General features: G+C 29.6%; 15 protein-coding genes. 8 read left to right on the forward strand and 7 right to left on the reverse strand.

Annotated elements, in window-relative coordinates:
• Window positions 1-317 precede the first annotated feature (317 nt).
• On the forward strand, window positions 318-770 hold the full coding sequence (locus L8V88_RS06605) for a DUF411 domain-containing protein (protein ID WP_263724489.1): 453 nt from the start codon (window positions 318-320) through the stop codon (window positions 768-770).
• Between the two features lie 10 nt (window positions 771-780).
• Here L8V88_RS06605 and L8V88_RS06610 read toward each other — a convergent pair whose 3' ends face one another.
• From L8V88_RS06610 to exbB, 3 genes are read right to left on the reverse strand one after another with little or no spacing between them, the layout of a single operon-like run.
• Window positions 781-1,434, reverse strand: a complete 654-nt coding sequence (locus L8V88_RS06610) for an energy transducer TonB (protein ID WP_263727309.1) — start codon at window positions 1,432-1,434, stop codon at window positions 781-783.
• Entirely contained in the window at window positions 1,431-1,820 is a 390-nt protein-coding gene (gene exbD, locus L8V88_RS06615; RefSeq protein ID WP_039628097.1) for a TonB system transport protein ExbD, read from the reverse strand. Before exbD ends, L8V88_RS06610 begins: the two co-directional genes overlap by 4 nt.
• Complete coding sequence (gene exbB, locus L8V88_RS06620) at window positions 1,813-2,244, reverse strand: TonB-system energizer ExbB (RefSeq protein ID WP_263675372.1); 432 nt, start codon at window positions 2,242-2,244, stop codon at window positions 1,813-1,815. The genes exbD and exbB overlap by 8 nt, the downstream gene beginning before the upstream one ends.
• Window positions 2,245-2,402: 158 nt before the next feature.
• On the opposite strand from exbB, the gene L8V88_RS06625 reads away from it, so the two are divergent.
• The gene (locus tag L8V88_RS06625) at window positions 2,403-4,496 is read left to right on the forward strand and encodes a TonB-dependent receptor domain-containing protein (RefSeq protein ID WP_263727310.1); all 2,094 of its coding nucleotides are present in this window, start codon (window positions 2,403-2,405) and stop codon (window positions 4,494-4,496) included.
• Here the strand turns inward: L8V88_RS06625 and L8V88_RS06630 are convergent.
• Window positions 4,493-6,025, reverse strand: coding sequence for a DNA polymerase III subunit gamma/tau (locus L8V88_RS06630; protein ID WP_263727311.1), 1,533 nt, complete (start codon window positions 6,023-6,025; stop codon window positions 4,493-4,495). The two genes, L8V88_RS06625 and L8V88_RS06630, sit on opposite strands and share 4 nt — an antisense overlap.
• A gap of 2 nt (window positions 6,026-6,027) precedes the next feature.
• A complete protein-coding gene (gene rho, locus L8V88_RS06635; protein ID WP_039617780.1) occupies window positions 6,028-7,332 on the reverse strand; it encodes a transcription termination factor Rho in 1,305 nt (434 codons plus the stop codon).
• A 174-nt stretch (window positions 7,333-7,506) separates the two neighbouring features.
• On the opposite strand from rho, the gene L8V88_RS06640 reads away from it, so the two are divergent.
• Together L8V88_RS06640 and ccoS are read left to right on the forward strand one after the other, a co-directional pair.
• Window positions 7,507-9,852, forward strand: a complete 2,346-nt coding sequence (locus tag L8V88_RS06640) for a heavy metal translocating P-type ATPase (protein WP_263727312.1) — start codon at window positions 7,507-7,509, stop codon at window positions 9,850-9,852.
• On the forward strand, window positions 9,849-10,058 hold the full coding sequence (gene ccoS, locus L8V88_RS06645) for a cbb3-type cytochrome oxidase assembly protein CcoS (protein WP_214099529.1): 210 nt from the start codon (window positions 9,849-9,851) through the stop codon (window positions 10,056-10,058). Before L8V88_RS06640 ends, ccoS begins: the two co-directional genes overlap by 4 nt.
• An 11-nt stretch (window positions 10,059-10,069) precedes the next feature.
• Here the strand turns inward: ccoS and L8V88_RS06650 are convergent, their stop codons facing one another.
• Entirely contained in the window at window positions 10,070-10,375 is a 306-nt protein-coding gene (locus L8V88_RS06650; RefSeq protein ID WP_087700117.1) for a c-type cytochrome, read from the reverse strand.
• 30 nt (window positions 10,376-10,405) lie between these two features.
• On the opposite strand from L8V88_RS06650, the gene L8V88_RS06655 reads away from it, so the two are divergent.
• From L8V88_RS06655 to gmhA, 4 genes are read left to right on the forward strand one after another with little or no spacing between them, the layout of a single operon-like run.
• Window positions 10,406-11,020 carry a D-glycero-alpha-D-manno-heptose-1,7-bisphosphate 7-phosphatase gene (locus tag L8V88_RS06655; protein ID WP_412175404.1) on the forward strand — a complete coding sequence of 205 codons (615 nt, stop codon included), beginning with the start codon at window positions 10,406-10,408 and terminating at the stop codon, window positions 11,018-11,020.
• Window positions 11,017-11,970: an ADP-glyceromanno-heptose 6-epimerase gene (gene rfaD, locus L8V88_RS06660; protein ID WP_263727314.1), complete on the forward strand. Its 954-nt coding sequence runs from the start codon at window positions 11,017-11,019 to the stop codon at window positions 11,968-11,970. The genes L8V88_RS06655 and rfaD overlap by 4 nt, the downstream gene beginning before the upstream one ends.
• Entirely contained in the window at window positions 11,963-13,336 is a 1,374-nt protein-coding gene (rfaE1, locus tag L8V88_RS06665) for a D-glycero-beta-D-manno-heptose-7-phosphate kinase (protein WP_263727315.1), read from the forward strand. The genes rfaD and rfaE1 overlap by 8 nt, the downstream gene beginning before the upstream one ends.
• On the forward strand, window positions 13,326-13,886 hold the full coding sequence (gene gmhA, locus L8V88_RS06670) for a D-sedoheptulose 7-phosphate isomerase (RefSeq protein ID WP_263677887.1): 561 nt from the start codon (window positions 13,326-13,328) through the stop codon (window positions 13,884-13,886). The genes rfaE1 and gmhA overlap by 11 nt, the downstream gene beginning before the upstream one ends.
• A gap of 7 nt (window positions 13,887-13,893) precedes the next feature.
• On the opposite strand, the gene pyk is transcribed toward gmhA, so the two are convergent.
• Window positions 13,894-15,345: a pyruvate kinase gene (pyk, locus tag L8V88_RS06675; protein WP_263677888.1), complete on the reverse strand. Its 1,452-nt coding sequence runs from the start codon at window positions 15,343-15,345 to the stop codon at window positions 13,894-13,896.
• Window positions 15,346-15,348 lie beyond the last annotated feature (3 nt).

Here is a 15,348-nt window from a genome sequence, read left to right on the forward strand (position 1 = left end):
GTTTATTGGTTTAATTTTTAAATTAGTTTGTTTTTTATGCTTATTGTTAGTTGTTATTTTTTATTAATCTAATAAAATTGGTTTTTTATGTGTTTTTAGTATAGTTTCTAAATTTGGTTTGAAATTATTCATTGAATTTTTATTTGGTATATAACTTGGGTTTTAGTTGTAGGTAAAGTTAATATTTGTAATAAGTATTATTAAATGAAGTAGGAGTATAATTTTGTATTTTGGTGTATTTTAAAATAAAAATTATTGGCTTTATAAAAAATATTAATTTTTATAATGTATTTTATCTTTTTATTTTTGGAGGATATATGAAAAAATTATTTTTAACTTTATCGCTTGGTTTTACAGCTTTATTGGCTAATGAGAAATTATTAAATATTTATGAAAGTCCTACTTGTGGATGTTGTGATCTTTGGGCTGATTATATGAAAGATAAGGGCTATAAAGTGCAAATACATAAAAGCGAGGATTTTTTAAAAATAAAAGAAAAAATGAATATTCAGCCTATGTATCAAAGTTGCCATACTGGCGTAATTGATGGTTATGCTATAGAAGGGCATGTGCCTGAAGATGCAGTTGCTTGGCTTTTGAAAAATAAACCTGAAGATGTTATAGGTATTTCTGCTCCTGGTATGCCTCAGGGAAGTCCTGGTATGGAGCAAGGTTATGAAGAAGAATATCCTGTGGTTTTAATGCTTAAAAATGGAGATTATAAAATTTATGGGATCTACAAAGGACATAATTTAATCAAGACAAACTAAGCAATTTTGCTTAGTTTATTTTATATATTAATGGTATTCTTATATGAAAAGTTTTTTCATATTGTGGAAAATTCTTAGATGCTATACGTATAGTTTCTAAGGCACTATCGTTTAATAATTTATATTTTGATGGTTTTAATATTTTTAAGTTTAATAGATTCTTATCTTTAGTCCATGTGAATTCTACTAAAATTTCGCCACTCATTCGCATTTTTTTGGCTTGTCTAGGAAAGATTAAAGCTTCATCTATAGCTTGTTTAACTTCTTTTAAAAGTTCATTGTTATTAGCTAAAGATATGCTTTCTTGAGAAGTTATTGGAGTGTTTTTTTCTTGTGCTATAGTTTTTTGAGGTTTTATTTTTTCATTTAATTGATTTATTGCTTTGGTATTGGTTAAAGTATTTGTTTTTTTAGGTTGCATAATAGCTTTTTCTTTTGTTTGTTCTAGTTTTTTTATTTTTTCTTGTTTAGGTTGTTCGGTTTTTACTTTAGGTGAATCTTGTAAAAATTGTTTTATAGCTATATTAAATTTTTCTTCTTTTGAAGTACTATGTTGTATATGTAAAAAACTCTTAGTGTAAATAAAAACAAAAAATAAAGGCAAAAAGAGAAATAAAGTGATGAAAAAGGATTGATTTTTATGATTGTTTATAAATGTTTTCATCTTTTTTGCTCTGTTAAAATTTGAAAATTTTCATGATTTTTATTTTTTAAAATATCAATAATTTTTACAAAACTTTCAAATTTTGCTTCTTTATCACTTTTTAACTCTACTAATGTTTTAGAATCTATAGTGTCAAATTTTGCTTTTATTTCTTCTAAGGAAGCTGTTTTTCCATCGATATAAAATTCATTTTCTTTATTGATTAAAATACTCACTTTGTCTTTATTTTCGTTTATGGAATTTGAATTTTCACTTTGAGGTAGATTGATTTTGATTTCACCATGTGCGATAAAAGTGGATATGCTTAAAACAATAGCTAGTAAAACAAGCATTATGTCTATAAAAGGAATAATGTTTAAGCCTTCATTTTTTGGTAATTTAAGCATTTTTATCCTTAAAGATACGATATGTATTACTCAAGGTTGATATTTTTCTAAGTAATCCATTATAAGCCATCAAAGAAGGAATGGCAACTAAAATTCCTAATGCTGTAGCCTTTAAAGCTAATGATAAACCAATAACAATAGATTTAACATCAATATTCCCACTTGCACCCATGTCGTAAAATGTAATCATAATCCCTACTACAGTTCCTAAAAGTCCTACATAAGGAGCATTAGTATAAATAATATAAAGCATAGTAAGATTTTCACTAATTGCATCATCAAATTTTTCTTGACATTGATAGTCATTTAGTTTAATTTTTCTAAAAAACAAGATACGTTCTATAGTACACCATATAGCAATAAATGCCATTACCCCTAAAACAATAAATATAATTAAGTCAATATAAGTTTTTAAAAATTCCATCATACCCTCATCTTAAAATTTTTTGTGATTATATTGCTAAAAATTAAATTTTTTATTAATAACAATTATCATAATTGATACAATAAATTTATTTTAAATTAATAATTATTATCATAATATTCCAACTTTGAAAATTTTATTTATCGTGAAAGGAAATAATGAAAAAACATTGTTTATCGTTTTGTGTTGCTAGTTTTTTGGTCTGCAATGCTTTATCACAAGAAGTTTTATTAGATAGTTCCATAGTAAGTGCTTCGGGTTTTTCTCAAGATATCAAAGAAGCCCCTGCTACTATAAATGTGATTAGCAAAAAAGATTTAGAAAGTAAGCCTTATAGAGATGTTGCCGAAGCTATTGCTGATATTCCTGGTGTAGATTTATTTGCTAGTAAGGGAAAAACTGGATCTTATAATATCACCATGAGAGGTATTACCGGATACACTTTAATTTTAATTGACGGACGCCGTCAAGGGATAGGCGGGGAAGTTGGGCCTAATGGTTTTAATGAAATTTCAAATTCATTTTTACCGCCAATTTCTAGTATAGAAAGAATAGAAGTGATAAAAGGACCAATGAGTACTTTATATGGTTCTGAAGCTTTAGGTGGTGTTGTAAATATCATCACAAAAAAAGTAAGTGATAAATGGGAAACATCGGTCAGTTTAGATGGTATTTTTAATGCACATAAAGAATGGGGTAATACTTATGGCACAAGTATATATTCAAGCGGCCCGTTGATGAATGATCGCCTAGGATTAACCTTACGTTTTAGAGAGTTTTATAGAGAACAGTCGAATGTTGAATTTAGTAATGGGAGTGGACAAAGAGTGCAAGGTGATCAAGCACAAAGTCCTACAAAAGCTAATAATTTTAATTTAGGAACTAGGCTAAATTATTTAGTAGATGATTATAATACCTTGATATTTGATATTGATTTTTCAAGAAATCATTATGATAACAAAAAAAGCCAACTAGGAACGCTGACTAAGCCATCTGGTGATAACGGGGCTTTAACAGGTGGTTATACAGATACTATGCAAGTAGATAAGTTGGTAACTTATTTAAGTCATGAGGGTGTATATGAAGATTTTTCGATTACTTCTACCTTGCAGTATAACCGTGTAAGTAATGATGGTCGTGAGGTAGTTGGTCAAAAAACACAACCATTTTTAGGACAAAATAGAGATATAGTTGCTGAAGATATTATCGTAGATACAAGATCAGTTATTCCTTTAGGTCAAAGTCATATTTTAAGCGTGGGTGGTGAATATAGACTTGAAAAAATGCAAGATAAAATCGCTAATCCTACAAATTTTGATCAATATTTATTAGCTTTTTTTGCAGAAGATGAATATAGCATAAGAGATGATTTAAGATTTACTTTTGGCGCAAGATATAATCATCATGAAATTTTTGGAAATAATATTTCACCAAGAGCTTATTTAGTTTATAATCCTACTAGCGAACTTACTTTAAAGGGTGGTGTTTCAACGGGCTTTAAAACTCCATATGCTAATAGATTGATAGCAGGAACTTATAATTACAGTGGACAAGGAAAAATTCCTGTTTATGGAAATCCAAATTTAAAAGAAGAAACATCGCTTAATTATGAATTAGCCGCTGTTTATAATAATGACTTATTTTATATTTCAGCAACCGGCTTTTTAACAAATTTCAAAGATAAAATTTCTAGTCAAAAATTTAGCAATGGCAGTATGATTTCTGGTATTGGAAAATGTGAAGCTGATAGTTGTTATCAAGCGATTAATCATGGCAAGGTTGAATACAAAGGCATAGAGCTTGGAGCAGGGATTACCCCTATAGAACATTTAAATCTAGATTTAGCTTACACTTATCTTGATAGTGAAGTAAAAGATGCACAAAATAAAGCTGTGATAGGAAAGCCAGAAGTGGATAGTTTAAAACACAATATCATGTTAAAAGCAAGTTATAATATCTTTAATAAATTCACTCCATGGGTAAAAGGTGAGTGGCAAATAGATCGTTATATGGGCAATACAAATATTAATAGAGAATATTATCAAGATGTCTTTTTAGCTTCTATGGGTGTGCGTTATGATATCAATAAAAATTGGAACATCAATGCAGCAATTTATAATCTTTTTGATAAAAGTTTTACAAACGATTGGGATTCTTATAAAAACAAAGATGATGAAGATACTTGGGTAAATACTTATAACCGTATAGAAGAGGGAAGAAGAATTTATATTTCAATCAATGGTAGTTTCTAATTTTGTATTGTCGGAGAACCAAAGAGCTTATTAAGAGCCTCTTTGGTTTCGTCTTTAGGATCGTATTTTTTAGCGTCTTTTTTAAAATTTTCAAAATGCTCATTTAAATTTGGTGTGTTTTTTACTTCTTGTTTTATAGGAGTTTTGAATATATCTTGTAGTTTTTGAGTATCTATGGTTTCTATTTTTTGGATTTTAATTTGTGCTTTTTCTCCAAAAAGCTCATGAAGTAATGTTTTGATTAATTTAAAACCGTTATTTAAAACCATTCTATCATCATCTTTAGCATGTGAGCTAATGCTTAAAATGTCATCTTCAAAAGAAATAAATTGAGTGGTTTTTTTAAAAACTTCAGCTAAGTCATAATCTCTTTTATATATTGCTTTTAAGAGATTTTCATAAGGACTAAGTTTTTCTTCTTTAGGGGTTTGTTGAATAGAAGGAGTTTCTTGTTGTTTTAGACTTAGCGTGTTATCTTGCTTTGAATCTTTAATAGCCTCATCAATGCTTTTTAGATAAGTTGCTTCTATAAGCATGAAAGCCATAACGCAAAGCACAAAACTATCATCATCACTAGAATTTAACATAGTCTTAGCGCGTGAAAGAATTCTAAAAAATCTTTCATAAATTAACATAGAAAAAAGATTATTTTTGGTAAAAAATGCTTCTTTTAAAAAAAATATCATCTCATCAATGACATTACTTGCCTCATAATCTTCAAATTCTTTTAAAAACTCAAGAACTTTATCTTTATCATTGGCTAAAATGGCTTGATAAAATTCTTCAATTTTAGCTGGATCTAAAAAGCCTAGCATAGCGGTGATTTTTTGTGTTTGTATATCATTTTGACAATATACTATGGCTTGATCTAGTAAGGTTAGGGTATCTCTTAAAGAACCATTTCCGCTTCTTGCAATGAGTTTTAAAGCTTCTTTTTCATAACTAATATTTTCTTTTTCCAAAATCCATTCAAGATGATTTAAGATATCATGGGTAGAAATTTGCTTAAATCTAAAATGCTGTGTTCTTGAAAGAACTGTGGCAGGAAGTTTTAAAGGATCGGTTGTTGCTAGTATAAATTTTACATAACTTGGTGGCTCTTCTAAGGTCTTAAGCAAGGCATTTGCTGCTTGTGGAGTGAGCATATGCACTTCATCGATAATAAAAATTTTAAATCTAGCTAAAGATGGAGCGTATTTGACTTGCTCGATAAGCTCTTGTATATCTTCTAAGCTTCTATGGCTTGCAGCATCCATTTCTATAATGTCTATATTAGAGCCATTAAGTGAAGATAAACATTGAGAGCATTCTCCACAAGGGTTGGCACTTGGTCCTTTTTCGCATACTAGAGCTCTTGAAAAAATTCTTGCACTTGAAGTCTTTCCGCTTCCGCGTAATCCTGAAAATAAATAAGCGTGTGCTAAACGGTTATTTTCAAGAGCATATTTTAAGCTTGTAGAAACAGTATTTTGCCCTACAAGCTCGTTGAAATTTTTTGGTCTGTATTTAACAGCAAGAGCTTGAAGCATTACTACTCATTCATGATAGATAATAACTCTTCATTGCTTTTAGTTTTTAGCATTTTAGAGTATAAGAATTTTAAAGCCTCTATGTCATCCATTTGTGAAATAGCTGATCTAATTGCCCAAATTTTTTGAAGTTTTTCAACACCTTGGAGTAATTCTTCTTTTCTAGTGCCTGATTTTATGATGTTAATTGCAGGGTAAATTCTTCTGTCTGAAATATTTCTATCAAGAACGATTTCACTATTTCCTGTTCCTTTAAATTCTTCAAAAATTACTTCATCCATTCTTGATCCTGTTTCTATTAAAGCAGTTGCTATAATGGTTAATGAGCCACCATGCTCTATATTTCTAGCTGCACCAAAAAAGCGTTTTGGTTTATGTAAGGCATTTGCATCAACTCCACCGCTTAAAACCTTACCACTACTTGGCGTAGCAGTATTATAAGCTCTTGCTAATCTTGTAATAGAATCAAGTAATATAATGACATCTTTGCCTGTTTCTACCATCCTTTTTGCTTTTTCTATAACAAGTTCAGCTACCCTAACATGATTATAAGCGGGTAAGTCAAAAGTTGAGCTAAAAACTTCGCCTTTGACACATCTTTGCATATCTGTAACTTCTTCAGGGCGCTCATCTACCAAAAGCACAATCAAATGAGCCTCTGGGTGATTTTTAGCAATAGCAGTGGCTAATTCTTTCATTAGCTCAGTTTTACCGGTTCTTGGAGGTGCTACAATTAAGCTTCTTTGACCTTTTCCTATAGGGGCAAATAAATCAAGCATTCTACCTGTTAGTTTTAAAGGATCGTATTCTAATTTGATTTTTTCAGTTGGAAAAATTGGAGTAAGATTGTCAAATAAAGGTCTTTCTCTAGCTTCTTTTAATGGAAGATAATTAATTGCTTCAATTTTTAATAAAGCATAGTATTTTTCTTGGTCTTTTGGTTCTCTAACTTGACCAGTAACTATATCCCCAACGCGCAGAGCAAATTTGCGAATTTGTGAGTTTGATACATAAGCATCATTTACGCTATCGCTTAAATTTGAATCCATTCCACGCAAAAAGCCATAGCCTTCAGGTGAAATTTCTAAAATCCCTGTAAAGAGTATAAAGCCACCTTTTTTGGTTTGTGCTTTTAGAATTTCAAAAATAAGATCTTGTCTTCTAAATTCTCTTGGGTTTTCTATTTCTGCTTCATTGGCAATTTTAACTAAGCTTTCTAGATCAAGCAACTTTAAGTCTTCTATCTTATAACCTTCCACCGGAATGTGTGTTCTTTGATGTTGTTTTTTTTCTTTTGTATTTTCCATATATCCTCTAAAATGTAGAAAATGTAGTATTTAATAATGAATAAGAGATTTTATTCAAAAAAATGCTTCTTTGTCAAATTTTTAAAATTATAATATAGCTTTGTAAATAATTTTTAAAATAGTGATTTTAAAAAAATGATAAAATATTGTAAAAATTATCAAAGAAAGTATAATATGAAATGCAAACACTGTCAATTAAGTTTTAGACAAGATCAAATGATAGAAAAAAATGGAAATTATTTTTGCTGTAAGGGTTGTGAGAGTGTTTATGAGATTTTGCAAGAAAATAATTTGGAAGAATTTTATGAAAAACTTGGCAACCAAACCCTAACTCCTGCCATAATAGAACATAATGTCAAAGATTATGAAAAATACATACAAAAAACCAAAGAAGGTTTTAGTGAGATTTTTTTACTTATAGAAGAAATTCATTGTGCCGCCTGTGTTTGGCTTAATGAAAAAATTCTCATTAAAAGTGAAGGGGTGATAGAAGTTGATATTAATTCTATTACCCATAAAGCTAGAATTGTTTTTGATGAAAAAAGCATAAATTTAGCAAAAATTATCCAAAGCATAGAAAGTATTGGCTATAAAGCTAGTGTGTATTTGCCTACAAAAAATGAGCAAAGAGCAACTCAAACCAAAAGAGATTTTTATGCAAAATTAATAGTTGCCATAGCTTGCGTGATGAATATCATGTGGATATCTGTAGCTAAGTATGCTGGGTTTTTTAGTGGCATGGAAGCTGATACTAAGGATATTTTACATTTTGCTGAATTTTTACTTTGCACTCCTGTGCTTTTTTACACAGGCTCGATCTTTTATAAAAATGCCTATTATGCTTTGAAATTTAAAAGCGTTAATATGGATACTTTGGTAATTAGTGGAGCAAGTTTAGCTTATATATATTCAGTATGGGCGATGTTTTCAAGAGCTTCGCAAGTGTATTTTGATTCTGTAGCGATGATTATTTGTTTTATTTTTATAGGAAAGTACTTAGAGCTTTTAAGCAAGAAAAAAGCTCTTGATACGCTTGATCATTTACGATCGTTTTTAAGTAGTGAAGTAAGGGTTTTAAAAAATGATAAAATAGAAAATATCGATGTAGAAGAAGTGCAAATAGGAGATATTATAGAGTTAAAAGAAGGCGATAGGGTTTTAATAGATGGAGTGTGCATTAGTGGTAATATTAGTTTGGATATGTCTAGTTTAAGTGGAGAGAGCTTACCGCTTGATGTACAAAAAGATGATATGATTTATTCTGCTTCTTTAGTTTTAAGTGGGAATGCTTTATATAAGGTAAATGTACTTTATAAGGATTCTAAATTAGCTAGGATTATTAATTTACTCGAAAACTCAAGTACTAAAAAAGCCAAAATAGAAAAAATGGTACAGCAAGTAAGTAAGTATTTTTCACCTATTATTTTAACTTGTGCTTTACTTTGCTTTGCTTTTACTTTTTTTGTATTAAATTTGGGTTTTGAAGAAGCTATGATACGCATGGTTTCTGTGTTAATTATAGCTTGCCCATGTGCTTTAGCTTTGGCTACTCCGGTGAGTTCTTTAGTAGCAATTAGTGCTGGTTTGAAAGAAAAAATTTTATTTAAAGAAGCAGGTGTTGTGGAGGATTTGAGTAAGTGCAATGTGGCTGTGTTTGATAAAACAGGGGTTTTAACAAAGGCTAGTTTAGAAGTTAAAAAAAGCTTTTTAGATGAGAGGTTAGATAAAAATGAGTTATTAAATTTCTTATACCTAACTAATCATCCAGTGGCTAAAAGCATTTTGAAATTTTTAGATGAAAAAATCGATAACAGAATAGAATTTGAAAAAATTCAAAATTTTCAAGCAAGAGGTTATAAAGCCTTTTTGGGTAAAGATGAATTTTTGGGAGGAAATGAGAAATTTTTCAAAGAAAATCATATGCAAGTACAAGAATTTCAAACTACGCATTTTATATTTGCTAAAAATAAAACTGTATTAGCAGTTTTTGAATTAGAAGATAGTATAAGAGAAAGCTCTGAAGAGTTGATTGGATTTATGAAAGAATGTAAAATGCAAATTTATATGTTAAGTGGTGATAATTTATCTGCTGTGAGTAAGGTGGCTGAAAAATTAAAAATAAATAATTTCAAAGCCGCATGTATGCCAGAAGATAAAATGCAAATAATAGCTAATTTAAATCAAACAGGTAAGGTTTTAATGGTAGGAGATGGAGTAAATGATGCTTTAGCACTTTCTTATGCAGGTGTTGGGGTTTCTTTAAAAGAAGGTTCTGAACTTGCTATGGAAAATAGTGATATTATATTGTTAAAAAATGACCTAAAAAGCTTACAAAAAGCCATACAAATAGCTAAAAAAACTTATCAAATTATTAAACAAAATTTGGCTTTTTCTTTATTTTATAATGCTTTGAGTATGCCTTTGGCTTTTTTTGGTTTGATTAATCCTTTAATTGCGGCTTTATCAATGTCTTTTAGTAGTATAATAGTAATTTTAAATGCTTTAAGGATTAAAAAATGAATGGTGTTTTAATGATGATGATAGGTGTTTCTTTGGTTGCTTTGTTTTTAGCAATTTGCGCTTTGCTTTGGGGTATAAAGAATAAACAATTTGATGATGATTATAAATTTACTACTTTAAATGATAGTGAAGATGCGTTAAACGATGCGGTGATTTTAGAAAAAAGAAAAAAAGAAGCTTTGGAAAAGAACAAAAAACAGCCATAAAGGCTGTTAAATTATTTTTTTAAGCTTTCAATATAATCTTCAATAGCTTTAAAATCTGCTTCTGTTAAACCTTTAAGGTTAATTTTCATGATCGCTCCTTGACCATAAGCATTTCTTTTACCTGCTGCATAGTCTTTCATGTATTGTAATCTTTCAGCTGCAGTTAAAGTATTTAAAGCAGGAACTTTGTTAAGGTAAACTTTATCTGCTTTAGCACCATGACATACTGCACATTTTTTATAAAGTGTAGCACCATCTGCAGCAAAAGCTGAAACACCAAGACATGCTAAAGCTGATAAAACAAGTAGCTTTTTCATTGTATCACTCCTATATAAATTGAAAATAAAATGTATTTAATTATAAGCTTTTTTTATTTAAAGTCGCTTAAAAAACTTTTTTACTTGATAAATTATAAAATCTTAAAAAAAATTCATTATAATTTTTTTATGAAAACAAAGGCGTTATTTTTAGATAGAGATGGGATTATTAATATAGATAAAAAATACGTTCATAAGATTAGTGATTTTGAATTTTGTGATGGTATTTTTGAACTTTGTGAATTTTTTCAAAAGCAAAATTTTTTAATTTTTGTAGCTACTAATCAATCAGGTATTGCAAGGGCTTATTATAGTGAAAAAGATTTTGAAATTTTAAGCTCGTATATGCTAGGTGAGTTTTTGAAAAAAGGCATTAAAATAGAAAAAATTTATCACTGCCCACATTTAGAAAATTGTGAATGTCGTAAGCCAAAACCTGGCATGCTTTTAAAAGCACAAAAAGAATTTAATATAGATTTTTCACAATCTTTTTTTATAGGGGATAATTTAAGTGATATGCAAGCTGGAATTAATGCTGGTATAAAAAATCTATTTTTGATTAATGAAAATTATAATGATGATGAAAACTATAAGGTCTTTAAAAATTTAAAAGAACTTTTGTATTATTTAAAGGATAGGAAATGAAAATTGTGATAACGGGTGGAGCAGGTTTTATAGGCTCTGCTCTTGCTTTAGAACTTCAGGATAAACATGAGGTTTTGATTGTAGATAAAATGCGCTCAAGCACTACTTTTGAAAATGGAAATTTAGAAAGCTTTGGTCATTTTAAAAATATTTTAGATTTTGAAGGTGAGCTTTATGTGGGTGATATTAATGATGAAAAAACTTTAAAAGTTATAAAAGATTTTAAACCCGATGTGATCTTTCATAAGGCTGCAATTTCAGATACAACTGTTTATGATCAAAACAAAGTTTTAAAGACTAATTTAAACACTTTTAAAGATTTTATAGAACTTGCCTTAGAGCTTAATGCAAAATTAATCTATGCAAGCTCAGCTTCAGTTTATGGAGATGCGCCAAGCCCACAAACTGTAAATTTAAGTGAAGCCCCTAAAAATCCTTATGCGTTTTCAAAATTAATGATGGATAAATTAGCAAAAAAATACTTTGATAAAATGCATATAGTTGGGCTTAGATATTTTAATGTATATGGCAAGGGAGAATTTTTTAAAAATAGTACTGCTTCTATGATTTTGCAATTTGGACATCAAATTTTAGCGGGTAAAAGCCCGCGTTTGTTTGAAGGAAGTGATCAAATTTATCGTGATTTTGTATATATTAAAGATGTTGTGAGTGCAAATTTGCAAGCTTTAGAAGCAAAAAGTGGAATTTATAATGTAGCTACAGGTAAGGCAAGAACTTTTCAAGATATAGTTGATATTTTACAAAAAGAATTAAACACTAATTATCCTTGTGAGTATATTCCTAATCCTTATAAAAACGCTTATCAATTTCATACTCAAGCAAAATTAGATGAGAGTTTTTCATATAAAGCTAAATTTAGTCTTGAAGAGGGAATAAAAGATTATTTAGATGAGATTAAAAGGCTTTATGAAAAGGAAGTAAATGCTTGATTTTTTAAGTTCTAAAAAGCCAAAAATTTTAGTTGTTGGGGATTTTATGGTGGATCATTATATATGGTGTGATTGTACTAGAATTTCTCCAGAAGCTCCTGTAATGGTGATGAAATCACAAAAAGAAGATAAAAGACTAGGCGGAGCTGGTAATGTGTATGCAAATTTAAAAAGTCTTGGTGCTGAGGTTTTTGCTCTAGGACTTGTGGGTGATGATGAGAGCGGGAGGTTTTTAAAAGAGAATTTAAATGCAAAATTATTAGTAGAAAAAGATAGAAAAACCCCTCTTAAGAGCAGAGTTTTATCGCATTCTCAGCAAGTTTTAAGACTTGATGATGAGAATGATTTTGATACTAAATTAGAGGATGAAATTATCAAAGAATATAAAAAAATCGCAAAAGATTATGATGCAATTGTTTTGAGTGATTATGCCAAAGGAGTTTTAACTTCAAAAGTTACAAAGGCTTTGATAGAGCATGCAAATACTTTAAATTTACCTATTTTGATTGATCCAAAAGGAAGTGATTTTAGCAAATATCAAAATGCAACCTTGCTAACTCCAAATAAAAAAGAAGCTATTCAAGCTTTGGGTGTAGAAAAAATTGATAATTTAGAAAAAGCTTTGAAAAAATTAAAAGATGATTTAAATCTAACTTATTCTATTATAACTTTATCTGAAGAAGGAATAGCACTTTTTGATGAAAAATTACATATTATTCCTGCAAAAGCCTTGGAGGTTTATGATGTAACAGGAGCTGGAGATAGTGTTATAGCTATGCTTGCTTATACTTTGGCTTTAAAAGTTGATATTATAAAAGCATGTGAGTTAGCAAATGATGCAGCGGCTGTTGTGGTAGCAAAAGTGGGAAGTGTGAGTGTAAGTTTAGAAGAGATAAAAAATCTAAAAAAAGCTTCTTTTGAAGATAAAATTAAAAGTAAAGAAGAGCTTGTAAAATTAATACAAAATCAAAAAGTAGTTTTTACCAACGGATGTTTTGATATTATGCATTATGGTCATATAAAATATCTTGAAAAAGCTAAAAAATTAGGAGATATTTTAGTTGTAGGTTTAAATTCAGATGAAAGCGTAAAAAGACTAAAAGGAAACTCAAGACCTATAAATTTAGAGTTCCAACGTGCATGTATGCTTGCAAGCATGTATTTTGTAGATTATGTAGTGATTTTTGATGAGGATACTCCTTATGAATTAATAGAGTTTTTAAAACCCGATGTGTTAGTTAAAGGAGCTGATTATAAAGATAAAGAAGTAGTGGGTTCAAATTTAGTAAAAAAAGTAGAATTGATTGACTTTGAAGATGGATTTAGTACTACCAATATAATTAATAGGATTGCAAATGATAAATAAAATTGAAAAGGAATTTATTCAACATCAAAAAACTTTAGAACAAAGTTTGAGTTTAAAAGAGCAAATTGCTATGGTTGCTCAAGAGTTAAAAGTATGTTTAAAAAATGGAGGGAAAATTTTAATTTGTGGAAATGGTGGAAGCGCCGCAGATAGCCAACATTTTGCAGCTGAACTTAGCGGAAGGTATAAAAAAGAAAGAAAGGCTTTAGCTGCTATTGCCCTAAGCACTGATACTTCTGCTTTAAGTGCTATAGGAAATGACTATGGTTTTGAATTTGTTTTTTCAAGACAAGTTGAAGCTTTAGCTAGCAATAAAGATGTATTGATTGGAATTTCTACTAGTGGAAAAAGTCCAAATGTGATCAAAGCTTTTGAAAAGGCCAAAGAAATTGGTACCAAATGTATAGGGCTTAGCGGAAAAGGTGGTGGAGCGATGAATGCATTATGTGAGCATAATATAGTCATTCCAAGTGATGATACAGCTAGAATTCAAGAAATGCATATTTTAATCATACACTGCTTATGTGATTTGATAGAAGAAGAATATTGAGTTTGGGTTATTTTCCCAAACTTAAATAATATTCAATTTGATCTTTTTGTAAAATTCTAATTAAATTTGTACTTCCTGCAACACCTACTGGAAATCCTGCAGTAAGAGTGTAAACCCCATCTTTTTTCATAAGGCCTTTTTCAACTCCAAGTTTTACAGAATTGCTTAAAAGTTCTGTTAAATTTTCATGCTTTTCTATCAATATAGCAGGTTGAACTCCCCAAACTATACTTAAAAAATTTAAAGCTTTTTTAGAATGAGTAATAGCTATGATATCCATTTTTGGACGATATCTTGCTGTTTTAACTGCAGAAGCACCACTGCTTGTAATGGTAAAAATTGCATTTGCGTTTAAATCAGTTGCTAGTTGTGTGCTTGATTTAGCAATGATATCGGTTTCATTGAAACATTTAAAGCTTTCAAATTTTTCATAAGGATAGTTTTTTTCTGTTTCTATAATGGTTTGAGTCATAATATCAACCGCATTTGCTGGATCAATCCCCACTGCACTTTCTTCGCTAAGCATAACTGCGTCAGTGCCATCAAGCACGGCATTAGCAACATCTGAAATTTCAGCTCTTGTGGCAGTTTTGGATTTTGCAAGAGAAAAAAGCATTTGAGTAGCAGTGATGACAGGTTTATTAGCCTCGTTAGCTTTTTTAATGATGAGTTTTTGTATATTTGGCACCCTATAATAAGGCACTTCAATGCCTAAATCTCCTCTTGCAACCATTATACCATCGCTACAATTTATGATTTCATCGATATTTTCAACCGCATCAAATTTTTCTATTTTTGCAAAAATAGCAATTTTGGCATTATTTTCATCAAGTATTTTTTTAACTTCATCAATATCATGAGCATTTTGCACAAAAGATATGGCTAAAAAATCAACATCATTCTTAATACCCCACGCAAGATCGTCTTTATCTTTTTGAGTGATAACATCAATATTAATTTTTGTATTTGGAAAATTAATTCCCTTGTTTGAACTAAGCACCCCGCTATTTTCTACTTGGGTTTGGATAAAATCTTTTTCAACTTGTACTACCTTAGTTTTGATGGAGCCATCACAAAGATAGATGTATTCTCCTACCTTTAGCATTGAAAGAATTTCAGGGTGATTAATACAGACTTTATAATGTTCATTAGAAAGTTTTTCTCCTTCAAAAGTATCCTTGTAAAAGTCTAGTCTATCTCCATTTTTTAATTCAAAAGCTTCTGGAATTTTTAAGGTTCTAATTTTTGGTCCACTAATGTCTTGTAAAATTCCAATTCTTGCATTAAGTTCAGCTGCTACTTTTCTAATAGTAGCTAGATTTTGACTATGATACTCATGGGTTCCATGTGAAAAGTTTAAACGAAAAACATTTACCCCATTAATAATCATTTGTCTTATTGTAGCTTCATTTTCGCTTGCTGGTCCGATCGTTGCAACTATTTTTGTTTTTTTTAACATTTC

The sequence above is a fragment of the Campylobacter sp. IFREMER_LSEM_CL2101 genome (assembly GCF_025771825.1).
Taxonomy (GTDB): Bacteria; Campylobacterota; Campylobacteria; order Campylobacterales; family Campylobacteraceae; genus Campylobacter_D; species Campylobacter_D lari_C.

What these genes read in the sequence shown, in the direction of transcription:
- L8V88_RS06640 (WP_263727312.1), top strand. Translation starts at nt 7,507, where the DNA reads ATGAAATGCAAACACTGTCAATTAAGTTTTAGACAAGATCAAATGATA.
- gmhA (WP_263677887.1), top strand. Translation starts at nt 13,326, where the DNA reads ATGATAAATAAAATTGAAAAGGAATTTATTCAACATCAAAAAACTTTA.
- L8V88_RS06630 (WP_263727311.1), bottom strand. Translation starts at nt 6,025, where the DNA reads ATGCTTCAAGCTCTTGCTGTTAAATACAGACCAAAAAATTTCAACGAG.
- rfaE1 (WP_263727315.1), top strand. Translation starts at nt 11,963, where the DNA reads ATGCTTGATTTTTTAAGTTCTAAAAAGCCAAAAATTTTAGTTGTTGGG.
- L8V88_RS06650 (WP_087700117.1), bottom strand. Translation starts at nt 10,375, where the DNA reads ATGAAAAAGCTACTTGTTTTATCAGCTTTAGCATGTCTTGGTGTTTCA.
- rho (WP_039617780.1), bottom strand. Translation starts at nt 7,332, where the DNA reads ATGGAAAATACAAAAGAAAAAAAACAACATCAAAGAACACACATTCCG.
- exbD (WP_039628097.1), bottom strand. Translation starts at nt 1,820, where the DNA reads ATGCTTAAATTACCAAAAAATGAAGGCTTAAACATTATTCCTTTTATA.
- L8V88_RS06625 (WP_263727310.1), top strand. Translation starts at nt 2,403, where the DNA reads ATGAAAAAACATTGTTTATCGTTTTGTGTTGCTAGTTTTTTGGTCTGC.
- pyk (WP_263677888.1), bottom strand. Translation starts at nt 15,345, where the DNA reads ATGTTAAAAAAAACAAAAATAGTTGCAACGATCGGACCAGCAAGCGAA.
- L8V88_RS06605 (WP_263724489.1), top strand. Translation starts at nt 318, where the DNA reads ATGAAAAAATTATTTTTAACTTTATCGCTTGGTTTTACAGCTTTATTG.
- ccoS (WP_214099529.1), top strand. Translation starts at nt 9,849, where the DNA reads ATGAATGGTGTTTTAATGATGATGATAGGTGTTTCTTTGGTTGCTTTG.
- L8V88_RS06610 (WP_263727309.1), bottom strand. Translation starts at nt 1,434, where the DNA reads ATGAAAACATTTATAAACAATCATAAAAATCAATCCTTTTTCATCACT.
- exbB (WP_263675372.1), bottom strand. Translation starts at nt 2,244, where the DNA reads ATGGAATTTTTAAAAACTTATATTGACTTAATTATATTTATTGTTTTA.
- rfaD (WP_263727314.1), top strand. Translation starts at nt 11,017, where the DNA reads ATGAAAATTGTGATAACGGGTGGAGCAGGTTTTATAGGCTCTGCTCTT.
- L8V88_RS06655 (WP_412175404.1), top strand. Translation starts at nt 10,406, where the DNA reads ATGTATTTAATTATAAGCTTTTTTTATTTAAAGTCGCTTAAAAAACTT.